At 65.2% G+C, this 19,585-nt stretch carries 15 protein-coding genes and 1 tRNA gene; 9 read left to right on the top strand and 7 right to left on the bottom strand.

Features of this window, described 5'->3' with window-relative positions; all coding sequences use genetic code 11:
• Positions 1-656 precede the first annotated feature (656 nt).
• Both NA2_RS17345 and NA2_RS17340 read left to right on the top strand, forming a co-directional pair.
• Positions 657-3,599: an autotransporter family protein gene (locus NA2_RS17345; protein WP_086005978.1), complete on the top strand. Its 2,943-nt coding sequence runs from the start codon at positions 657-659 to the stop codon at positions 3,597-3,599.
• 276 nt (positions 3,600-3,875) lie between these two features.
• Positions 3,876-3,949, top strand: a tRNA-Gly gene (locus tag NA2_RS17340).
• A gap of 126 nt (positions 3,950-4,075) precedes the next feature.
• Here the strand turns inward: NA2_RS17340 and NA2_RS17335 are convergent.
• A complete protein-coding gene (locus NA2_RS17335) occupies positions 4,076-4,366 on the bottom strand; it encodes a hypothetical protein (protein WP_008598366.1) in 291 nt (96 codons plus the stop codon).
• A gap of 250 nt (positions 4,367-4,616) precedes the next feature.
• Between NA2_RS17335 and NA2_RS17330 the strand changes: the two genes are divergently transcribed.
• Both NA2_RS17330 and NA2_RS17325 read left to right on the top strand, forming a co-directional pair.
• Positions 4,617-4,886 (top strand): DUF6460 domain-containing protein, encoded by a 270-nt coding sequence (locus NA2_RS17330; protein ID WP_008598365.1) that lies wholly within the window; start codon positions 4,617-4,619, stop codon positions 4,884-4,886.
• A gap of 10 nt (positions 4,887-4,896) precedes the next feature.
• Positions 4,897-6,243, top strand: a complete 1,347-nt coding sequence (locus NA2_RS17325) for an MATE family efflux transporter (RefSeq protein ID WP_008598364.1) — start codon at positions 4,897-4,899, stop codon at positions 6,241-6,243.
• A 130-nt stretch (positions 6,244-6,373) separates the two neighbouring features.
• On the opposite strand, the gene NA2_RS17320 is transcribed toward NA2_RS17325, so the two are convergent.
• Both NA2_RS17320 and NA2_RS17315 read right to left on the bottom strand, forming a co-directional pair.
• Positions 6,374-7,465 (bottom strand): quinone-dependent dihydroorotate dehydrogenase, encoded by a 1,092-nt coding sequence (locus tag NA2_RS17320; RefSeq protein WP_420798711.1) that lies wholly within the window; start codon positions 7,463-7,465, stop codon positions 6,374-6,376.
• A complete protein-coding gene (locus NA2_RS17315) occupies positions 7,465-7,809 on the bottom strand; it encodes a DUF952 domain-containing protein (RefSeq protein WP_008598361.1) in 345 nt (114 codons plus the stop codon). Before NA2_RS17315 ends, NA2_RS17320 begins: the two co-directional genes overlap by 1 nt.
• 135 nt (positions 7,810-7,944) lie before the next feature.
• Here NA2_RS17315 and NA2_RS17310 point away from each other — a divergent pair, with 135 nt between their 5' ends.
• Positions 7,945-8,382, top strand: coding sequence for a hypothetical protein (locus NA2_RS17310; RefSeq protein WP_008598360.1), 438 nt, complete (start codon positions 7,945-7,947; stop codon positions 8,380-8,382).
• Between the two features lie 8 nt (positions 8,383-8,390).
• On the opposite strand, the gene NA2_RS17305 is transcribed toward NA2_RS17310, so the two are convergent.
• Positions 8,391-8,765, bottom strand: a complete 375-nt coding sequence (locus NA2_RS17305; protein ID WP_008598359.1) for a hypothetical protein — start codon at positions 8,763-8,765, stop codon at positions 8,391-8,393.
• 247 nt (positions 8,766-9,012) lie between these two features.
• On the opposite strand from NA2_RS17305, the gene NA2_RS17300 reads away from it, so the two are divergent.
• Positions 9,013-9,666 carry a response regulator transcription factor gene (locus NA2_RS17300; protein WP_040678360.1) on the top strand — a complete coding sequence of 218 codons (654 nt, stop codon included), beginning with the start codon at positions 9,013-9,015 and terminating at the stop codon, positions 9,664-9,666.
• A gap of 16 nt (positions 9,667-9,682) precedes the next feature.
• On the opposite strand, the gene NA2_RS17295 is transcribed toward NA2_RS17300, so the two are convergent.
• Entirely contained in the window at positions 9,683-13,171 is a 3,489-nt protein-coding gene (locus NA2_RS17295) for a PAS domain-containing hybrid sensor histidine kinase/response regulator (protein ID WP_008598357.1), read from the bottom strand.
• Between the two features lie 207 nt (positions 13,172-13,378).
• On the opposite strand from NA2_RS17295, the gene mscL reads away from it, so the two are divergent.
• Complete coding sequence (mscL, locus tag NA2_RS17290) at positions 13,379-13,798, top strand: large conductance mechanosensitive channel protein MscL (protein ID WP_008598356.1); 420 nt, start codon at positions 13,379-13,381, stop codon at positions 13,796-13,798.
• 125 nt (positions 13,799-13,923) lie between these two features.
• Here the strand turns inward: mscL and hemA are convergent, their stop codons facing one another.
• Together hemA and NA2_RS17280 are read right to left on the bottom strand one after the other, a co-directional pair.
• On the bottom strand, positions 13,924-15,201 hold the full coding sequence (gene hemA, locus NA2_RS17285) for a 5-aminolevulinate synthase (protein WP_008598355.1): 1,278 nt from the start codon (positions 15,199-15,201) through the stop codon (positions 13,924-13,926).
• Between the two features lie 150 nt (positions 15,202-15,351).
• Positions 15,352-15,816, bottom strand: coding sequence for a MarR family winged helix-turn-helix transcriptional regulator (locus NA2_RS17280; RefSeq protein WP_008598354.1), 465 nt, complete (start codon positions 15,814-15,816; stop codon positions 15,352-15,354).
• Positions 15,817-15,959: 143 nt separating this feature from the next.
• On the opposite strand from NA2_RS17280, the gene NA2_RS17275 reads away from it, so the two are divergent.
• Together NA2_RS17275 and ngg are read left to right on the top strand one after the other, a co-directional pair.
• A complete protein-coding gene (locus NA2_RS17275) occupies positions 15,960-17,732 on the top strand; it encodes an N-acetylglutaminylglutamine amidotransferase (protein ID WP_008598352.1) in 1,773 nt (590 codons plus the stop codon).
• A gap of 3 nt (positions 17,733-17,735) precedes the next feature.
• A complete protein-coding gene (gene ngg / locus NA2_RS17270; RefSeq protein WP_008598351.1) occupies positions 17,736-19,550 on the top strand; it encodes an N-acetylglutaminylglutamine synthetase in 1,815 nt (604 codons plus the stop codon).
• Positions 19,551-19,585 lie beyond the last annotated feature (35 nt).

Raw genomic sequence — 19,585 nt, 5'->3', positions numbered from 1 at the left:
ATGTTCGGAAGGCATCTGCGGCGTCCCTTTGATCGACGGCGATGTGAAGCATCGCGATTTCGTGCTATCCAACAAGGAGCGGGCAGAACGAATGCTGCTGTGCTGTTCGCGCGCGGCGGCGAAGGACAGTGAACTGGTGATCGATCTGTAGAAGCCGGCCGGCGAGGGAGCTTCGGGGCGGGGCCTTTGCCTTGCCTCGCCAGGGGCTTTCGAAGAAACCTTCCCGGATCGTTCTGCCATACGGTCGAAATGCTGCTCTGCATCCCGATACAGCGAAGAAACCCGTTCGACGGTGCATCCGGGTCGCTGCTTAACTGCGTCTGCGCGGCATCATGCGATGGTAGCTTCTCAGCCTCCAGACCATCGGGGCAAGTAACAATCCATATGTATCAGTTTGTTATGGGAAAATAGCGCCTTGAATTATGGCCTGCAGGGAAGGAAACCACCCCGGCTTTCTGTTCGGCCAGACCCGGAAGGTCGGGAAGCATGTCGGTCGCCGATTGACCGAAACGATTGAACCCGGACAAAGCCGGCAAAACAGGTTGGGGTTGGATTTCTGTCGGAGCCTTGGCAAATCGGCGCTGGTTTCTGCATAGTATCGCTGCTTGCGCAGGGAAGCGCTGCTTCCGTGCGAATATCGGGGGGAATCGCCGAGAATGAATGATCTGAAACGCGTTGCCGCGGGCTGTCTGCCTTTGCTCCTGACCCTGACTGGCGGCGGCTGGTGCGGGCCAGGAGAGGGTGGAAAGTCGCCATCGGCATCGGATGGGAGAACGGGACGGATTGGCGCGATTGTCACCGGTGACGTTGTGGCCGATGTGGAAGGCGGAACCGGTGGGCGTGGAGGCGGCACCGATGGAACGAGGCAGCCGGGGAAGCCGGGTGTCAACGGTGGCGGAGCTGGCGGTCTGGGAGGCGGCCGCAGCTTGGTTGGCTCCGACGACCTGTCTGGCGGCGGTGGCGGCGGCGGCGGTGAGGCGCTCGGATTCAACAGCTCTGTGATCATCCGGGACGGCGTGACGGTCAGGGGCGGGCATGGCGGGGACGGAGGCGCCGGCGCCCAGGAAGAATACGGGGGGAGCGGTGAACCGGGTGGCGGCGGGGGCGGGGGCGATGCCGCCTCGGGCACCGGGGCTCTGCGGGTCGAGGGCCGCGCCCTCGGTGGAACTGGAGGCACAGGAGGCAACGGCTTCGTCGGCGGCGGGCGGGGTGGCAACGGAGGTAACGGCGTCTCTGCAACGTCCTCGGATATAGTGGTCGAAGCCACCGGAACAGTTCGAGGAGGCAACGGAGGTGTGCCGGGCGTCTCGCGGGGCGGTCGGCTGTTCTCCTCGCCGGGAGGCAATGGCGGGCACGGCATCGACGGCTCCTATTTGACAATTCGCAACAAGGGCTTGATCCGTGGTGGCAATGGCGGCCGCGGAAGCTTCAGCGACGGCGGTGCCGGTATTCATGGGGAAAATCTCATCGTCGAGAATGCGGGCCGCATCCAGGGAGGCATTACGGAAGGGCATGTGGGCCGGGATGGCCAGGCGATCCGCTTCACGCACGGAACGAACCAACTCCATCTGTACACCGATTCCGGAGGGCCTGGCATCGAGGGTGAAGTCTGGGCGAACGGCGCCAACGACACTCTGGTGCTCCACGGCGTTATGTCGGGCGGGCATTCGACGGCGAGCTTCGACGTTTCAAAGATCGGCGCGAGGGAGCAGTATCGCGGGTTCGAGGCCTTCGAGAAACGCGGCAATTCCACCTGGCGCCTGACCGGCAGCGGCGCGCAGGCATGGTCGTTGCATGAAGGCGTCCTGATCGGCGACAGTCGGAGCCTCCAGGGCAACATCGTCAACGAAGGCAGGCTGGTCTTCGACCAGTCGTTCTCGGGAAACTACGCGGGTAGCGTGTCGGGTGCGGGTGGCCTGGAGAAAACGGGGGATGAAACTCTGATCCTGTCTGGCGACTTCTCCGCCTTCACGGGGGAAACGCTGGTCTCTGGCGGATTGCTCGTGGTCGGCGATCAGGCGGCTTTCAGGCTCGATGGAGGGATCAGGGTTACGGAGAATGGGACTGTTGGAGGCTTTGGGACGCTGGGTGACGCCTTCATTGGCGGTATTCACGCCCCCGGTCTCGGTGCGCAAGGCAATGGCATAGGCATCCAGAAGGTCGATGGCGACTACACCACTCGCGGGACGCTATCCATCGATGCCAACCCTCAGATGCTTGACCGGATAGTTGTCGCCGGGAATGTCGACATCGCCGGATCGACTCTCGAACTGGTGCCCGTTTCCCAGCAGGGCTGGGGGGCGGACAACGGTCCCTTCGTCATCATCGACAAGCTGAGCGCAGGGGCGGTGGCAGGAACGTTCTCCGAGGTAACGGAGAGTGCAATCTTTCTGGATGCGCATGTCGACTACGCTGCCGGCGACGGCAATGATGTTTCCGTCACCTTGAGGCGCAACAGTATCGCCTTCGAAGACGCGGCGCATACGGAGAACCATGAGGGGGTTGCCGCTTCAGTCGAGATGCTTGGCGGAGCGCATCCCCTCTGGCAGGCGGTGGTCTCGGCCTCGGATATCCCGGCGCTGCATTCCGGCCTGGATTCGCTTTCAGGGGAACTGTACGGGTCGGTGCAATCGGCTCTCGTCGCCAATGGTCATTTCCTGCGTGCCACTGCCAGCAACCGGATCCGCAGGGCGTTTGCCGATACGGGAGCGGAACATCCGCCGCGGATATTGCCCTACGGGCCGGCGGATCGGTCGATTCCGGACCTCAAGGAGGCGGGATCCGTCGATTTTTGGGGCGCGGCTTATGGCGCGTGGGCAAAGACGGACGGTGATGGCCGCGCGGCTGCCATGGACCAGTCGACCGGCGGATTCTTTCTCGGAGTGGATACGCTGCTTGGTGGCTGGCGGGTGGGCCTTCTGGCCGGCTACGGCCGGACAAACGTCGGCATCGACGCGCAAGGTGCGACGAGCCGAAGCAGTGACTACCATTTGGGTGCCTATGCGGGCAGGCGGTTCGGCGCGGTCGCCCTGCGTGGCGGTCTCGCCTACACTTGGCATGAAATCGATGCGCGTCGTGACGTGTTCGTCAACGGGTTCAGGGACGGCCTGAGCGCGGAATATGGTGCCGGCACTTTCCAGGCGTTTGGTGAGCTTGGCTATCGGGTTGAAACTTCGGGACTGTCTTTTGAACCTTTCGTGAGCCTCGCTCATGTAAGTCACCACGCTGACGCGCTCTCCGAACGGGGTGGGGCGGCAGCGCTGGAGGTGGCAGGCGGATCGATGAACACGACCTTCACGACGCTGGGTTTGCGCGCCGAAGCCGAGCTCGATCTGGCGTCAATGGATGTTACTGCCTATGCCGTGGCGGGTTGGCAGCATGCATTCGGCGACAAGACAGCAACATCTGTGAACACCTTCTCCGGCGGGGTGGGTTTCCCGGTCGCCGGTTCAGCGATCGCCGGCGACAGCCTGCTCTTTGAAGCTGGGCTCGATATCGTTCTCTCGGAGCAGGCTGCCCTCGATGTTTCCTATCAAGGCCAGATGGCCAGCGGCCTGCGCCAGCACGGATTAAACGGAACGTTGCGCATTCAGTTCTAGGAAACTCCGTGGGGAGAGCCCATTCATGATTGCAGATTCCGTTCGTACGCTGCGCTCATCAAAACGATGCGTCTTGGAAGATAGACTTCACAATGGGTCCGCGTTTCGCCTGCGCTTCAGTCGGCCGCACCGGACAGGCAAGCCGTCCCAGAGGACGGCCAGCGAGGGAGTTTCGGGGCTTCGTCGCCTCTCCTGCGAAAATGCGGCTGCGCATGTGGAGGCGACGAAGAAACCCGCTTGACGGCGCGCCCCGGGTCGCGGATTAATCGCGCCTGCGCGGGTATGATGTAATGGTAGCCTGTCAGCTTCCCAAGCTGAACGCGCGGGTTCGATTCCCGCTACCCGCTCCACCTTGCCTCCCTGTTCGGCCCCGGATCGTTTCCGAAGCGTCTCCTGGATCGAAGCCGACAGATCGATGCGGCGTCGGGCACGTTGAACAGAGCGGTCCGGTCGGCCGCCACCCTGATGCATGGCGATCACCTGCTGCAGACAACCCTTCCCTTGTGGTAGAGCTTGTAGCGCGGCGCGGAGAGAACCCAGTTGGCGTGATTGTTGTTTCCCTGAACATACAGGGTGCGGCCGCAGAACTGTATCGGCAGCGTGTATGGCGCTCTGGGCGCGGAGTACATCTCGACGCCTACAACCTGACCTGTGTCAGCGCGCTCGACATGCGCACTATAGCGTTCCTGTGCCTGCGCCGGCCAGATCGTGGCGGCGCACGTTGTCAGAGCAACGATCGCAAGAGCGGTTTTCGTTCTGGTCTTCATGTCTTCTCCTTCGGCATCCGGTCCAGTGCAATGGGTACGGTCGATGCGGTGGAGAGGACAACCCGGTTAGATGTGCTATTGGCCAGCGGGCTCCGGTTGGCGGCAAAGTGGCGAGTACTGGTCTGGCGGCGCCCTTTGGGGTTCTGCACTCCTGTTGGCCTGTCGAAGAAATCCGGCCGCTTCACGGCGCGCTCGCTGCTTGCGCAGAGGCGCGCGCATGCGTATCTCTTGGCCGACAGGATCAAGGAGCATGCCCGTGTCGGCACTGACAAGGTTTCTCGGCGACAGCCCTCTGCGCGTCATCATCAAGCTGGTGATCGTCTCCCTCATCGTCGGTTTCGTCATGAGCGCGTTCCACTGGTCGCCATGGGACATTTTCTATGCGCTGCGCGATACGGTGCTGCATTTGTGGAACATGGGCTTCGACGCGCTGGGCCGGTTCGCCAGCTACATTCTGCTCGGCGCCGCGGTGGTCATACCGGCATTCGTCATCCTGCGCCTTCTAAGCTATCGCCGCTAGGCATCGCTGGATGGACGAGGCCGTCAAACCCCTGGACGTGGTGCGTCCTTTCGAGGTGACAAACCGCCTCGTGCTGTCGATTGCCGTGCCAATGACGCTCGCCTATCTGACGACGCCGCTGCTCGGCATTGTCGACACCGCCGTCATCGGTCAGTTCGGCGACGCAGCGCTGCTCGGCGGCCTGGCCGCGGGCGCCATCGTCTTCGACGTGGTGTTCACCACCTTCAACTTCCTGCGCTCGGGAACCACCGGCCTTGTGGCGCAGGCCTTCGGCCGCGATGACGTGCTGGAGGAGCAGGCCGTTCTGTGGCGGGCCCTGGCGCTCGGCATCGTGTCCGGCCTCATCGTCATCCTGATCGGGCCGCTGATCAGCGCGGCAGGCGTCTGGTTCATCGACCCCGAGCCGCGCGTCGCCGAGGCGATGACGGCCTATGTCGCGATCCGCATTCTGGCCGCCCCCCTGTCGCTGATGAACTACGCCATTCTGGGCTACGTGCTCGGACGGGGCGAAGGCGGGCTGGGGCTGGCGCTGCAGTTCATCCTCAACGGCGGCAACATCGCATTCTCGATCCTGCTCGGCCTCCATCTCGGCTGGGGGCTCGAGGGGGTGGCCTGGGGCACGGTGATCGGCGAGGCCCTCGGCGCGCTGGCGGGTCTCGCCATCCTCGCGTATCGCTTGCGCAAAGGCCCGCGCGTCTCATGGACGCGGGTCGCCGACATGGCGGCCATCATGCGCATGATCGCCATGAACCGTGACATCATGATCCGGTCGTTCTCCCTGCTGGCCGCCTTCGCCCTGTTCACGAGGCAGGGCGCCCAGTTCGGCACGGTCACCCTGGCCGCCAATGCCGTCCTGATGAACTTCTTTCTCGTCGCCGGCTATTTTCTCGACGGGATGGCGACGGCCGCCGAGCAACTGGCCGGGCGCGCCATCGGCGCCCGCTTTGCCCCGGCCTTCCATCGTTCCGTGCGCCTGACCGGTATCTGGGGCTTTGGCCTGGCGATCCCGATAACCGTGCTGCTGCTGCTGTTCGGGACCGATTTCATCGCCTTCATCGTCACCAACGAAAGCGTCCGCGAGGTCGCCGGCGCATTCCTGCCCTGGGCGGCGCTGATCGCCATCTCCGGCGTGCTCGCCTTTCAGATGGACGGCGTGTTCATCGGAGCCACCTGGTCGCGCGACATGCGCAACATGATGCTTCTGTCATTCATCGTCTATCTGGTCTGCATGGTCGTGCTGACGCGGTATTTCGGCAATCACGGCCTGTGGGCGGCGCTGCATGTCTTCCTGCTCGTCCGCGGCCTGAGCCTTGCGGCGATCCTGCCGCGCCGCGCCCGCCAGGTCTTCGCGGGCTAAAGCATTCTGCAGTCAGGTGGAATCACCTGACGTCCGCATAAATGCGGAAAAACAATGAGCTAGAGCACCGGAATGATCGAAAGCCGCTTTCCACTTTTCGGTCCGATGCTCTACCCCCGGCCAGGATCGATCAGTCAAGCTGACGCTCGGCCCAATGATCGACATGCGTGTCGCGGATCTGGCGCAGGGACGACAGGCCCTCGCGCTGCGCATAGGTGCCGAGTTCCGTGACGATCCGGGCGGGCAGGCAGGCGCCGCCGAAGATCATGCCGCTGTAGATCTGGATCAGGTCCGCTCCCGCCCGGATCTTCTCCAGCGCGGTTTCGCCCGAATGGATGCCGCCGACGCCGATCAGCGGCATTGCCGGTCCCACCAGCCGGCGCATCTTTGCGAGCACGATGGTCGAGCGTTCGAACAGCGGCTGGCCGGAAAGCCCGCCGGTTTCCTGCGCCTTGCGGCTCGTGGCGCCGCGCCGTGAAAGCGTCGTGTTGCTGACGATCAGCCCGTCGATGCGCTGGTCCAGAACCTCGGCCGCGATGTCGGACAGCGCCTCGTCGGTCAGGTCGGGTGCGATCTTCAGGAACAGCGGCACCGGAGAACGGCGGCGCTTCGCCACCTCGTCGCGCGCCGCGAGGACGCGGGCGAGCAGTTCCGCCAGATTGTCGCGATCCTGCAGCGTTCTGAGGCCGGCCGTGTTGGGCGAGGAAATGTTGACGGTCAGGTAGGAGGCGATGTCGCCGAAGGCGCGCACGCCGGTTTCGTAGTCGGCGATCCTGTCGGCGCTGTCCTTGTTGGCCCCGATGTTGATGCCGACAATGCCGCCATTGCTCAGGCGCTTCTTCAGCCTTTCGCGCACCGTGACGAGGCCGTCATTGTTGAAACCGAGCCGGTTGATCAGCGCCTTGTCTTCTTCCAGGCGGAAGAGGCGCGGGCGCGGATTGCCGGCCTGCGGCTGGGGGGTGACGGTGCCGCACTCGACGAAGCCGAAGCCGAGCTTCAGCAGACCATCCGGCGCCTCCGCATTCTTGTCGAAGCCGGCCGCCATGCCCAGCGGGTTCGGAAAAACCATGCCGCCGACGATGGTCTTCAGCCGCCGGCTGACTTCGGGACGTTCTGCAAGCGGAACGCCGCTTTTCAGCGCCTGGATGGCGAGCCGGTGGGCGCGCTCAGGGTCGAGCTGGTAAAGGGCGCGGCGCGCCAGCCGATCGAGCAGCATTCGCATCATGCAAGCCTTGGAAACTGGTGTGCTCCATCGGCGCCGAGGGGCAGCGGTCTGACCCAGTGGACGGCGTCGAGCGGCAGGGGAGCGTAGAGATGTGGAAACGGTTGGCCGCCGCGCGAGATCTCGTATCTGAGGGCTTCGCCCAGCATGCCGGCATCGACGGCGACCAGCACCAGGTCGTCCTGCCCCGAAAAGTGCTTGGCGGCGGTCTCGGGCGTCTGTTCGGCGGTGGAGAAATGAATGTAGCCGTCGGCCTGGTCGACCGGCGCGCCCTTGAAGACCCCGAGTGCTTCGGCTTCCTGCCATAAGGGGCGGGGACAGATTTTGTAGATCAGCGCGGCCATGACTGGGCTATACTGGGAATATCCAGGCAGCGAAAGAGCGGCAAAAGGGATTTCGGGGGATTGCCTGTCATCCCATTTATGGCGCATTCCCCTAGGATGATCTTCATTGAACGGCATGAAACGCGGAGCAGACACATGCGCAACCTCATCGCGATCGCGGGCGGCCTCGTCATCCTGTCCCTGACCGGCGCCGCCCTGGCGCAGAACGGCGAGCGATATCGGCTCGAGCGCACGGAGGACGGCTATGTGCGCATGGACACGACCACCGGCACCATGTCGATCTGCCGGGAACGCTCGGGGCAGTTGGTGTGTACTCTCGCGGCGGACGAGCGCACCGCCTATCAGGACGACATCGCCGATCTCGGCGAGCGGCTGAAGACGCTCGAAGGGCGCATCGCGGCGCTCGAGGCCGGCGGCAAGGGGACCGCGTCCGAGCTTCCCTCTGAAGAGGAATTCGAACAGACGATGGGAATGATGGAGCGGTTCTTCCGCCGGTTCATGGGCATCGTCCGCGATTTCGAGAAGGAGGAGAAATCGGTGCAGCCCGAACCGCCGGCGCAGGACCGCACATAAGCGGGCCGTCAGGCGAGGGCGCGCATCAAGCGCAGCGCCGACGAGGTGGCGAAGAAGCAGCAGCCCGCCGTCAGGCTGTGGGTGGCAAAGCGCACATAGACGTCGATCAGCACGGATCTGAACACCCGCGCTCCCGAGCGGCCCACCGGCCGCGCATCGGGGGCGAGGTGGCTCCAGGTCTCGGTCTTGCGGGGGTTCTGCCGCACGGTCGCATAGGCCTTGATGATGAGGATCTGCGCCATCACCAGCGTCAGGATGGCCCCGGCGCTGAAGGCCCGCACCAGGTCGAACGACAGGCTGATCATGATCAGGCCGATGGCAAACGCGCCGAACATGACGGCGCGCCCGATGCAGATGGTGGCGACCTTGCGGAGCTTCTCCATGGCATGCCCGTGGATCTCGCGTCCCCCGCTTCCCCAATGTGTGGCATGGCGGGGCCGGCGGCAAGTCACAGATGCGCGATGCCCCGGACGCGGGCGGGCCGCTGGGCGGCAGATTGGCGGACCGACGGGCGGACCACTTGCCACCGCCTTCAAGGCGCTTGAAAAGCCGCACAATCCCCGCATAATCGCGAGGGTTCCCGCGACGCAGAAGAAGGCCATAACGACGCAGCGGGTTTGGGAGGGATGCTTGGTATCGGGCTACAGATTCTTGGTCGCCGACGACCATCCCCTGTTTCGGGGAGCGCTGAAAACCGCGCTGTCCGGCATGGATGGCGACAGCGACATCCGCGAGGCGGGCGATTTCGAGGGCGTCAAGGCGCTTGCCGACGAGGATGTCGATCTCGTCCTTCTCGACCTTTCGATGCCCGGCGTCAGCGGCCTGTCGGGTCTGATGACCTTACGTGGCATGCATCCGACGGTGCCGGTCGCGGTCGTATCGGCGCATGATGATCCGGAAACCATCCGCCGCGCGCTCGACCTCGGCGCTTCCGGTTTCATCTCCAAGTCCGCCGGCATGGATGAAATCCGCCGTGCCGTGGGCGTCATTCTCGGCGGCGGCATCTACACGCCTGAGGACATCGATCTGGGCCTTGAGACGGATCCCGAGATCGCCGATCTCATCCATCGCCTGCAAATGCTGACGCCGCAGCAGACGCGTGTGCTCGGCATGCTCGCCGAAGGGCTTCTGAACAAGCAGATCGCCTACGAACTCAGCGTCTCCGAGGCGACGATCAAGGCGCATGTCTCGGCGGTCCTGCAGAAGCTCGGCGTCGACAGCCGCACCCAGGCGGTCATCCGCCTGTCGCGGATCAGCGCCGATTCCATCGCCTTGGAAAGCTGAACTCGGGCATCCCTGCCTATTCCGCCGCCTCGAGCATCTGCCGGCACCGGGTCAGCAGGGTCCGCAGCGATGCCGGCCGCAATGGCTTGTTGATGACGAGCGTCTCGAGGCCGTCGGCCTGCGCGCGCACCTCGTTCGAGCGGTCGGCGGTGATCAGGATCGCCGGGATGTTCCTGCCGTAGCGCGACCGCAGGGCGGCGATCATATCGAGACCGTTCTCCCCGTTGAGGTGGTAGTCGGCGAGGATGACGTCGGGCGGCCTCGCCGTCATGTCCGGCAGGGTGGAGGAGCCGGTGGCGGTGCGCACCGCGCACCCCCAGCCTTCCAGTAGCCGGCGCATGCCGTCCAGGATGCGCGCGTCGTTGTCGATGCAGATGACGTTGAGTCCGTCGAGCATGATCTGGTTGGCGCTGGCGGGCTTGGCGGGCTTGCGCTGCTTCTCCGCCGGCGCTCTGCTGACCGGCACGACGACCGAGAAGCGTGTGCCCCTCCCGCATTCGGAGGAAAGCTGGATCTCGAGGCGGAGCACCCGCGCGATGCGGTCGACGATCGACAGGCCGAGACCGAGGCCCTGGGCCTGGCGCATGCCTTCGTCGAGCCGCGTGAACTCGCGGAATACGGTGTTCAGCTTGTCGTCCGCGATGCCGATCCCCGTATCCAGGACCTGCAGTTCGAGCAGCGCGCCGCGCCGGCGGACGCCCACGAGGACACGGCCTTCGGGCGTGTACTTGATGGCGTTCGAGACGAGGTTCTGCACCAGGCGGCGAAACAGGTTGCGGTCGGTGTTGACCGCCAGCGTCGACGGAATGATGGTCAGCCGCAATCCCTTCTCGGCTGCCAGCGGCTGGAAGTCGGTGCTGATCTGGCGCAGCAATCCGTCGAGCCGGAAGACGCTCTGCGACGGCTTCAGCGCGCCTGTGTCGAGCCGCGATATGTCCAGCACCGCACCGAGGATCGTTTCGACGGAATCGAGCGAGGACTCGATGTTCCCGACATGCTCGCGCATTCCCGCGCCTTCGGCCCGCTCCATCAGCGACGAGCAGTAGAGGCGCGCCGCGTTGAGCGGTTGGAGGATGTCGTGGCCGGCCGCGGCGAGGAAGCGCGTCTTTCCGAGATTGGCCTCCTCGGCAATGTTCTGCGCCTGCGCCAGCTCTTCATTGACCTGCACCAGCTCCGCCGTGCGGCTGGCGACGCGCTGCTCCAGCGTTTCGTTGATGCGCTTCAGCGCGGCGTCGGCCTCGACCCGGGGCGTGATGTCCGTGTAGGTGGCGACGATGCCGCCATCCGGCATCGGGTTCGAGCGCAGCTCGATGATGCGGCCGCTCCTGCGCAGCCTGATCTCCCAGGGCGTTCCGAAGTCGGTGAAGCGGTTCAGCGTCATGGTCAGGGCGTCGGGCGGAAGTTCGCCGCGTTCCGCCAGGAGTGTGACGAAGCGGTCCAGCGAGACGCCCACCTGTCCCATCTCATCGGGCAGGTTGAACAACGTCCGGTACTGGCGGTTCCAGCAGATGAGCTGGAAGTCGCGGTCGAACACGGTGACGCCTTCCTCCATCTGGTCGAGCGCGGTCTGCAACAGGTCGCGATTGTGCTGGAGCGCGATGGACGCGTCGTCGAGGAGGCGCATCGCGTCCCGCCGGGAACGGTCGTTGCGCTGGAACAGCAGGGAGAGGATGAGGCGGGCGGAGGACGAGCCGACGGCGCTTGCCAGCAATTGCTCGGAGAACCGGACCAGCGCCATGCCGGCCTGCTCGTTGCCGTTGAGGCGGATGCCGTGGGTGGCCTCGAAGGTGGCGAAGGAGCGCTCGGTGCGCTCGGCGCCCAGATAGCGCGAGATCGTATCCTTCAGATGATCGACGGTCACGGCGGTGCGGAAGCGGCGCAAGGTCGGGATCGGCCCGGCGTCGCGCGGCACGAAGATCGCCGCCTGGATGCGTTCCAGAGGCATCGCCGTGCGCGACAGCGAGCCGAGCACGAAGAACAGCGTGTTGATCGCCAGGCTCCACAGGACGCCATGATTGAGCGGTTCGGCGACCGTGCCGAACAGCGCCTGCGGGCGCAGGGCCGGGATGCCGAACAACCCGTCCGTGATGATCGACGTCCCCGCCGGCGCCAGGGACGGGAACAGCAGTGTATAGGCCCAGAGCGTGAAGCCCGCACCCATGCCGAGCAGCGCGCCCCGGCTGTTCGCACCCCGCCAGATCAGCCCGCCGAAGAAGGCCGGAGCGAACTGCGCGATGGCGGCGAAGGAGATCAGGCCGATCGCGGCCAGCCGCGTGTTGTGCGTGGTCTCGCGATAGTAGAGGAAGGCGGCGAACAGGATGATGAAGATCGCCGCGCGCCGGATGTTGAGGATGACCGCCGACCAGTCCTCCTTCTCGCGGGCGTTCGACTTCAGGAGTCGCCGTACGAACAGCGGGATGACCAGGTCGTTGGAGATCATGATCGACAGGGCGACGCTGGCGACGATCACCATTGCCGTTGCCGCCGACAGGCCGCCGATGAAGGCGAACAGTGCCAAAAGGTCGTGCCCCGCCAGAAGGGGCAAAGCCAGCACGTAGAGGTCGGAGTTGGTGGCGCTCCCGACCTGCGCCAGGCCGACAAAGGCGATCGGCAGCACGAACAGATTGATCAGCACCAGATAGAGCGGGAACAGCCAGCTCGCCGTCTGCAGTTCCGCCGTGCTCTTGTTCTCGACGATGGTCACGTAGAACTGGCGCGGCAGCATGATGATGGCGAAGGCGCTGAGCGTCGTCATCACGATCCATGTGGCAAGTGACGTAGGGTGACTGTAGGCGTCACGCACTTCCGGCAACTGGCTGACCCGGTGCGCCAGCTCGACCGGGCCGTCGAAGAAGAAGAACGTGATGACGATGCCGACGGCGAGGAACGCGGCAAGCTTGACGACCGTCTCGACGGCGACGGCGAGGATCAGTCCCTCCTGATGCTCGGTCGCGTCGGCATGCCGCGTGCCGAACAGGACGGCGAAGATCGCCAGCAGGAAGGCGACGATCAGCGCGATGTCGCCGACGAAGAAGTCGATCACGGGCGGGGCGCCATCATAATGGGCCACCATCAGGCTGACGGAATCGGAAATCGCCTTCAGTTGCAGGGCGATGTAGGGAACGGTGCCGAAGGTCGCGATCAGGGTCGCCATGGAGGCGACGGCGAAGCTCTTGCCGTAGCGGGCGGCCAGGAAGTCGGCGATCGAGGTGATCCTCTCCGACTTGGCCAGCCGGATGATGCGCTTGAGCAGCGGAAAGCCGAACAGGAAGACGAGCACCGGGCCGATATAGATGGCGATGAACTCGAACCCGCGTTCCGAGGCGAGGCCGACCGAGCCGAAGAAGGTCCACGAGGTGCAGTAGATCGCCAGGCTGAGGGCATAGATGTACGGCCGCGAGCCGATGCCGCTCCGCCGGGCGGCGCGGTTGTCGCCGACGCTGGCGATGAAGAACAGCAGCGTCACATAGGCGACGGCGATGATGGCGATGACCCAGCCCTGCACGGCGGCCAGACCCTCCTCCCAGTATGGCACATGTCAGGCAATCACAGCCCGCCGGGCCTGTCCAATGCTTCTTTCGACCAAGGCGGGGGTCTGCGGCTGCGGGCGGTTTCGTTTTATTGCTGCTTCGATGCGGGCTTTTGCTATGCTTCAGCGCGCGGCGGCCGGATGAGTCGCCGGGGGTGCAGCTAGATTGGGGAGAGACCCGCAATGTTGAAGGAATTTCAGGAGTTCATCGCCAAAGGCAATGTGATGGACCTTGCCGTTGGCGTGATCATTGGCGGAGCCTTCGGACTCATCGTCAAGTCGCTGACCGACGACATCATCATGCCGATCGCCGGCGCCATCTTCGGCGGCCTCGATTTCTCGGGCTATTTCGTTCCGCTGTCGTCGGCCGTGACCGCCACGTCGCTTGAGGCGGCGCGCGAGCAGGGCGCCGTGTTCGCCTACGGCAATTTCATCACCGTGGTCGTGAACTTCCTCATCCTGGCCTGGATCATTTTCCTGATGGTCAAGGCGGTGAACAATCTGCGCCGCAAGCAGGCCGAGGAGCCGGCTGCTCCCGCAGCGCCCCCAGCCGACGTTCAGCTTCTGACGGAAATCCGCGACCTGCTGTCGAAGAAGAAGTAGATCGCTCTTTGCTTCCAGAGGGAAGCATGGGACTATTCGGGGACAACGCCGCCTGACATATGTCCGGCGGCGTTTTTCCACTGGTTCCCGAGGTGGGTCAGCCGTCTGATTTCGGCCCGAGGCGGTCAGCCGCCCGATTTCGGAACGAGCAGCGACACCACGCGGTCGGACTTGGCCGGTTGCGGCTGGCCCGTCTCGTTGAAGGGGATGCCGAGCGCTTCCCAGGTTTCGAGAAGCGCGTCGCGCAGCGTGTCGATCAGGGCATCGTCATGGAACGGCGTCGGCGTGATGCGCAGGCGCTCCGTGCCGCGCGGCACCGTCGGATAGTTGATCGGCTGGATATAGATGCCGTGCTTGTCGAGCAGGCGGTCGGTGGCCTGCTTGCAAAGCTCCGGATCGCCGACCAGGATCGGGACGATATGGGTCTGCGACGGCATGACCGGCAGGCCGGCTGCCAGCAGCTTGTCCTTGGCCTGCTGCGCCTGGCGCTGCTGCGCGTCGCGCTCGACCGTCGAGGACTTCAGGTGACGGATCGAGGCGGTCGCCGCAGCCGCGATCGCAGGCGGCAGCGCGGTCGTGAAGATGAAGCCCGAGGCATAGGAGCGCACCGCGTCGATCACGGCGCTGGAGCCGGTGATGTAGCCGCCGATCACGCCAAAGCCCTTGGCGAGTGTTCCCTCGATGACGTCGATGCGGTGGGCGAGGCCGTCGCGCTCGGTGATGCCGCCGCCGCGCGCGCCATACATGCCGACGGCATGAACCTCGTCGATATAGGTCATCGCGTTGTACTTGTCGGCGAGGTCGACGATGGCTTCGATCGGCGCGATGTCGCCATCCATGGAATAGACGGATTCGAACACGATCAGCTTGGCGCGGCTCGGTTCGGCTGCCTTGAGCAGGCTCTCGAGATGCGCCACGTCATTGTGCCGGAAGATTTTCTTCTCGGCGCCGGAGCGCCGCACACCCTCGATCATCGAGGCGTGGTTGAGTTCGTCGGAGAGGACGAGGCAGTTCGGTAAGAGGCGGGCGATCGTCGATATGGAGGCTTCGTTGGAGATGAAGCCCGAGGTGAAGACGAGGCCGGCTTCCTTGCCGTGGAGGTCGGCGAGTTCGGTTTCCAGCTCCACCAGCGGATGGTTGGTGCCGGAGATGTTGCGCGTGCCGCCGGCACCGGCGCCCATGGAACCGGCCGCATCCTGCATCGCCGCGATCACGCTGCCGTGCTGGCCCATGCCGAGATAGTCGTTCGAGCACCAGACGGTGATCTCGCGCGTCTCCTCGCCGGAGCGCCAGAGCGCGCGCGGGAAAGCGCCGACGATCCGCTCGAGATCGGCAAATACACGATAGCGGCGCTCGGCATGCAGCTGATCAATCGCCTCGGAGAAAAAACGCTGATAGTTCATCTGACCTTCCTGCTATGCGGCGCGATCATAATGTTGGACCTCTCCCGCGTCCATCGCGCATTGAGGGCAAATTGACACGTCTGCGCGCCCGCGCATTGCGCTCGATCAAATCCGGGTCGATGGCGCCGCCGCGCCCTGTCGGCAGGGGGCTCAGCGGGTAGCCGGAGCCGGGTGGCTCGCGGGCGGGAGCGGGTGATCGTGGACGGGCGCCATCATGTCCGCGACCGAGACGAGCGCGGCAATCAGTTCGCGCCGGCGCGATGCCTCCAGGCCGGCCATGCGGCCGGCAAAGCCCGCCCCGAGCGGTTCCGGGGCCTTCCGCGCAAGATCCTCGCCGGCTTCCGTCAGGCGCGTATGCACGACGCGGCGGTCATGGCGCGAGCGGTAGCGCTCGACGAGGCCGCGCGCCTCCAGATTGTCGAGAATGGTGACGACGGTCGCCGCACTCAGGTCCACATGGACCGAAAGGGCCGTGGTCGTCACCTCGCCCAGCGCGGCGATGGCGTTCAGGATGACGAGTTGCGGCGCGGTCAGGCCGATCTGCTTGGAAAGCGCTTTCGACTGCAGGTCATTGGCCCGCACGATGCGGCGGATCGCCTTTTCGACCGTCCGCAATTCGTCATCTCGGAACCAAGCCTGCTCTTTCGGGATTGTGCCTTCGCGTTTCATGATGCGCCATTAATTTGACATCTAATAATCAGAACTATAACTAAAACCCACTCCAAGGCAACGACAAACAAGGGAGCAGAACGCGACACATGTGCGGAATCTGCGGTGAATTGCGATTGGACGGCGGGGCGGCTTCGCCTGTCGCCCTTGCGAAGATGATGGACAGCCTGGCCCCGCGCGGGCCGGACGGCGCGGGCGCGGTGGTCCATGGCTCCATGGCCCTCGGCCACCGGCGCCTGAAGATCATCGACCTGTCCGAGCGGGCGCGGCAGCCGATGGAGGATGCCGAACTCGGCCTGACCATCGCCTTCAACGGCTGCATCTACAATTATCCGGAACTGCGCGCCGAACTCGAGGACAAGGGCTATCGCTTCTTCTCGACCGGCGACACGGAGGTCATCCTGAAGGCGTGGCACGCCTGGGGCGAGGATTGCGTCACCCGTTTCCACGGCATGTTCGCCTTCGTCCTGCGCGAGCGCGAAACAGGGCGCGTCGTCATGGCGCGCGACCGCTTCGGCATCAAGCCGCTCTACCTGGCGGAGACGCCGGAACGCATTCGTTTCGCCTCGACGCTGCCGGCGCTGCTGGCGGCGGGCGAAGTCGACACGTCGATCGACCGCGAGGCGCTGCACCACTACATGACGTTTCACGCCGTCGTGCCGCCGCCGCGCACGATCCTCAACGGCGTGCGCAAGCTGCCGCCGGCGACCATCCGCGTCATCGAGCCGGACGGCAGCCAGCGCGACCGCGTCTACTGGGATCCGCCCTTCGCCCGCGCGCCGGGCATGGTCCTGTCGCCGGACGAGTGGCGCGACCGGACGCTCGAGGCGCTCCGCCTGGCGGTCAAGCGGCGCATGGTGGCCGACGTGCCCGTCGGCGTACTCCTGTCGGGCGGCGTCGATTCCAGCCTGATCGTCGGCCTTCTGGCCGAGGCGGGCCAGAAAGGCCTGATGACCTTCTCCGTCGGCTTCGAGGAGGCGAATGGCGAGAAGGGCGACGAGTTCGTCTACTCGGACCTGATCGCCGCGGAATTCGGCACCGACCACCACAAGATCTTCGTTCCGTCCTCGGAACTGATGGACGCGCTGCCCGGCACCTTCGCCGCGATGTCGGAACCGATGGTTTCCTACGACAATGTCGGCTTCTATCTCCTGTCCAAGGAGGTCTCGAAGCACATCAAGGTCGTGCAGTCGGGGCAGGGCGCCGACGAGATTTTCGGCGGCTATCACTGGTACCCGCCGCTGATGAACGCGAACGATGTGGTCGGCGATTACGCGAAGGTCTTCTTCGACCGCTCGCACGACGTGCTGAAGACGCAGCTTTCCCCGGACTGGATCGCTCCGACGGACGCCAGCCGCGAGCTGGTCGCCCGTCACCTGACGCGGGCCGGCGCCGACACGCCCGTCGATGCCGCCCTTCGTCTCGATTCGACGGTCATGCTGGTCGACGACCCCGTCAAGCGGGTCGACAACATGACCATGGCCTGGGGGCTGGAGGCCCGCGTTCCCTTCCTCGATCACGAGCTGGTCGAGCTTGCCGCCCTCATTCCGCCCGAGGAAAAACTGAAGCAGGGCGGCAAGGGTGTGCTGAAGGAGGTGGCGCGCCAGGTGGTCCCGCACGAGGTCATCGACCGCAAGAAGGGTTACTTTCCGGTGCCGCAGCTCAAATATGTCGATGGTCCGTATCTCGACATGGTGCGCGATGCGCTGTCGTCACGGGCGGCGCGCGAACGCGGGCTGTTCCGCCAGGACTATCTCGACACGCTCTACGCGGCGCCTGCCGATCACATCACGCCGCTGCGCGGCTCCGAGCTGTGGCAGGTGGGCTTGCTCGAACTGTGGCTGCAAACCCACGGGGTCTGACCGATGGCGAAGAAACAGGACGTGGCCTTGCGCGCCTCTCGCGGACGCAGCGACAAGGCGCTGGGCTACCGGCTGAAGCGGTTGCGCAGCGAGACCATGAAGCCGACCAAGACGCATCAGGATGCCGACGCGCCGGAACCTCCGTCGTCGGTGTCCCTCGACCTCGGCTGGGGGCGCCTGCTGTTCGCGCAGACCTTCAGCACCAATGAGGCGCTCGCCGATGCGTTGAGAGGCGAGGGGCCGGCGCGGCGCGACATCGCCTTCTACATCCGCGATCCGCACGTACTCCTGTCGATGGCGCCGCAGGAACTGTTCCTCGATCCCTCGCACACCTACCGGCTGGATCTCGCCACCTACCGGCCGAGCCGTCGCCAGCCGCGCGGCTTCTTCATTCGCCGGCTCACTTCGGAGGCCGACGCCGACGCCGTCAACGCCATCTATCAGAGCCGGGGCATGGTCACCGTCAGGCCGGATTTCTTCTGGGCGCGGCGCGACAGCCGTGCGGTGACCTATTTCGTCGCCGAGGACGACCAGACCGGCGACATCCTGGGCACGGTGACCGGCGTCGATCATCGCCGCGCCTTCCAGGACCCCGAGAACGGCTCGTCCATGTGGTGCCTAGCGGTCGATCCGCAGTGCCGGCACGCGGGTCTTGGCGAGATGCTGGTGCGCCGGCTGGCCGAGCATTTCGCCGCGCGGGGCGCCAGCTTCATGGACCTCTCGGTGATGCACGACAACGAGCAGGCGATCGCCCTCTACGAGAAGCTCGGCTTCCACCGCGTCCCGGTTTTCTCGGTGAAGCGGAAGAACCCCATCAACGAGAAACTGTTCACGCACCCGCCGGCCGATTTCGATAAGCTCAACCCCTATGCGCGGCTGATCGTCGACGAGGCGCACCGGCGCGGGGTCGCCGTCGACCTGACCGACGCGGAAGGCGGGTTCTTCCGGCTCTCCTTCGGCGGCCGCTCCATCCACTGCCGCGAGAGCCTGTCCGAGCTGACCTCGGCGGTCGCCATGTCCATCTGCGACGACAAGGCCGTGACGCGCCGCACGGTGGAACGCGCCGGCCTGGTCGTGCCCGAGCAGATCGAGGCGGTGGAAGACCCGGAGGCTTTGCGGGCGTTCCTGGCACGGCACGGACGCGTCGTCGTCAAGCCGGCGCGCGGCGAACAGGGGCGCGGCGTCGCCGTCGGGCTGGAGACGCTGGGGGAGGTGGAGGAGGCCATACGCACCGCCCGCGAAGTCTCCGACCGGGTTCTGGTGGAAGCCTGTTTCGAGGGTGAGGACCTGCGCCTCGTCGTCATCGATTTCCGCCTCGTGGCGGCCGCCGTCCGCCGCGCGCCGCGCGTCGTGGGAGACGGCCGGAGCAGCATCGAGGACCTGATCGCCAAGCAGTCGCGCCGCCGTGCCGCCGCGACGGGCGGTGAGAGCCGCATCCCGGTCGATGCCGAGACCAGGCGCTGCCTGTCGGCCGCCGGCCACACGCTCGCGTCCATCCTGCCCGAGGGCGAGGAGGTGGTCGTGCGCAAGACGGCGAACCTGCACACCGGCGGCTCGATCCATGACGTCACCGAGCAGGTGCATCCGGATCTGGTGGCCGCCGCCTGCGCCGCGGCGCGGGCAATTGACATTCCGGTCGTCGGCATCGACCTTATGGTCAAATCGCCGAGCCTCCCGGACTATGTGTTCATCGAGGCGAACGAGCGCCCGGGTCTGGCCAATCATGAGCCGCAACCGACGGCCGAGCGCTTCGTGGATCTTCTCTTTCCGCGCTCCGGCGTGAAATCCGCGGAGCGGGCGCTCGCGCCGAGGACGTAGGGCTTTCGGCACCGGTCAAAGCAGGGAGCGTTCGC

It is taken from the genome of Nitratireductor pacificus pht-3B (genome assembly GCF_000300335.1).
Taxonomy (GTDB): Bacteria; Pseudomonadota; Alphaproteobacteria; order Rhizobiales; family Rhizobiaceae; genus Nitratireductor; species Nitratireductor pacificus.
This window is presented reverse-complemented; position numbering and strand designations above follow the sequence as displayed.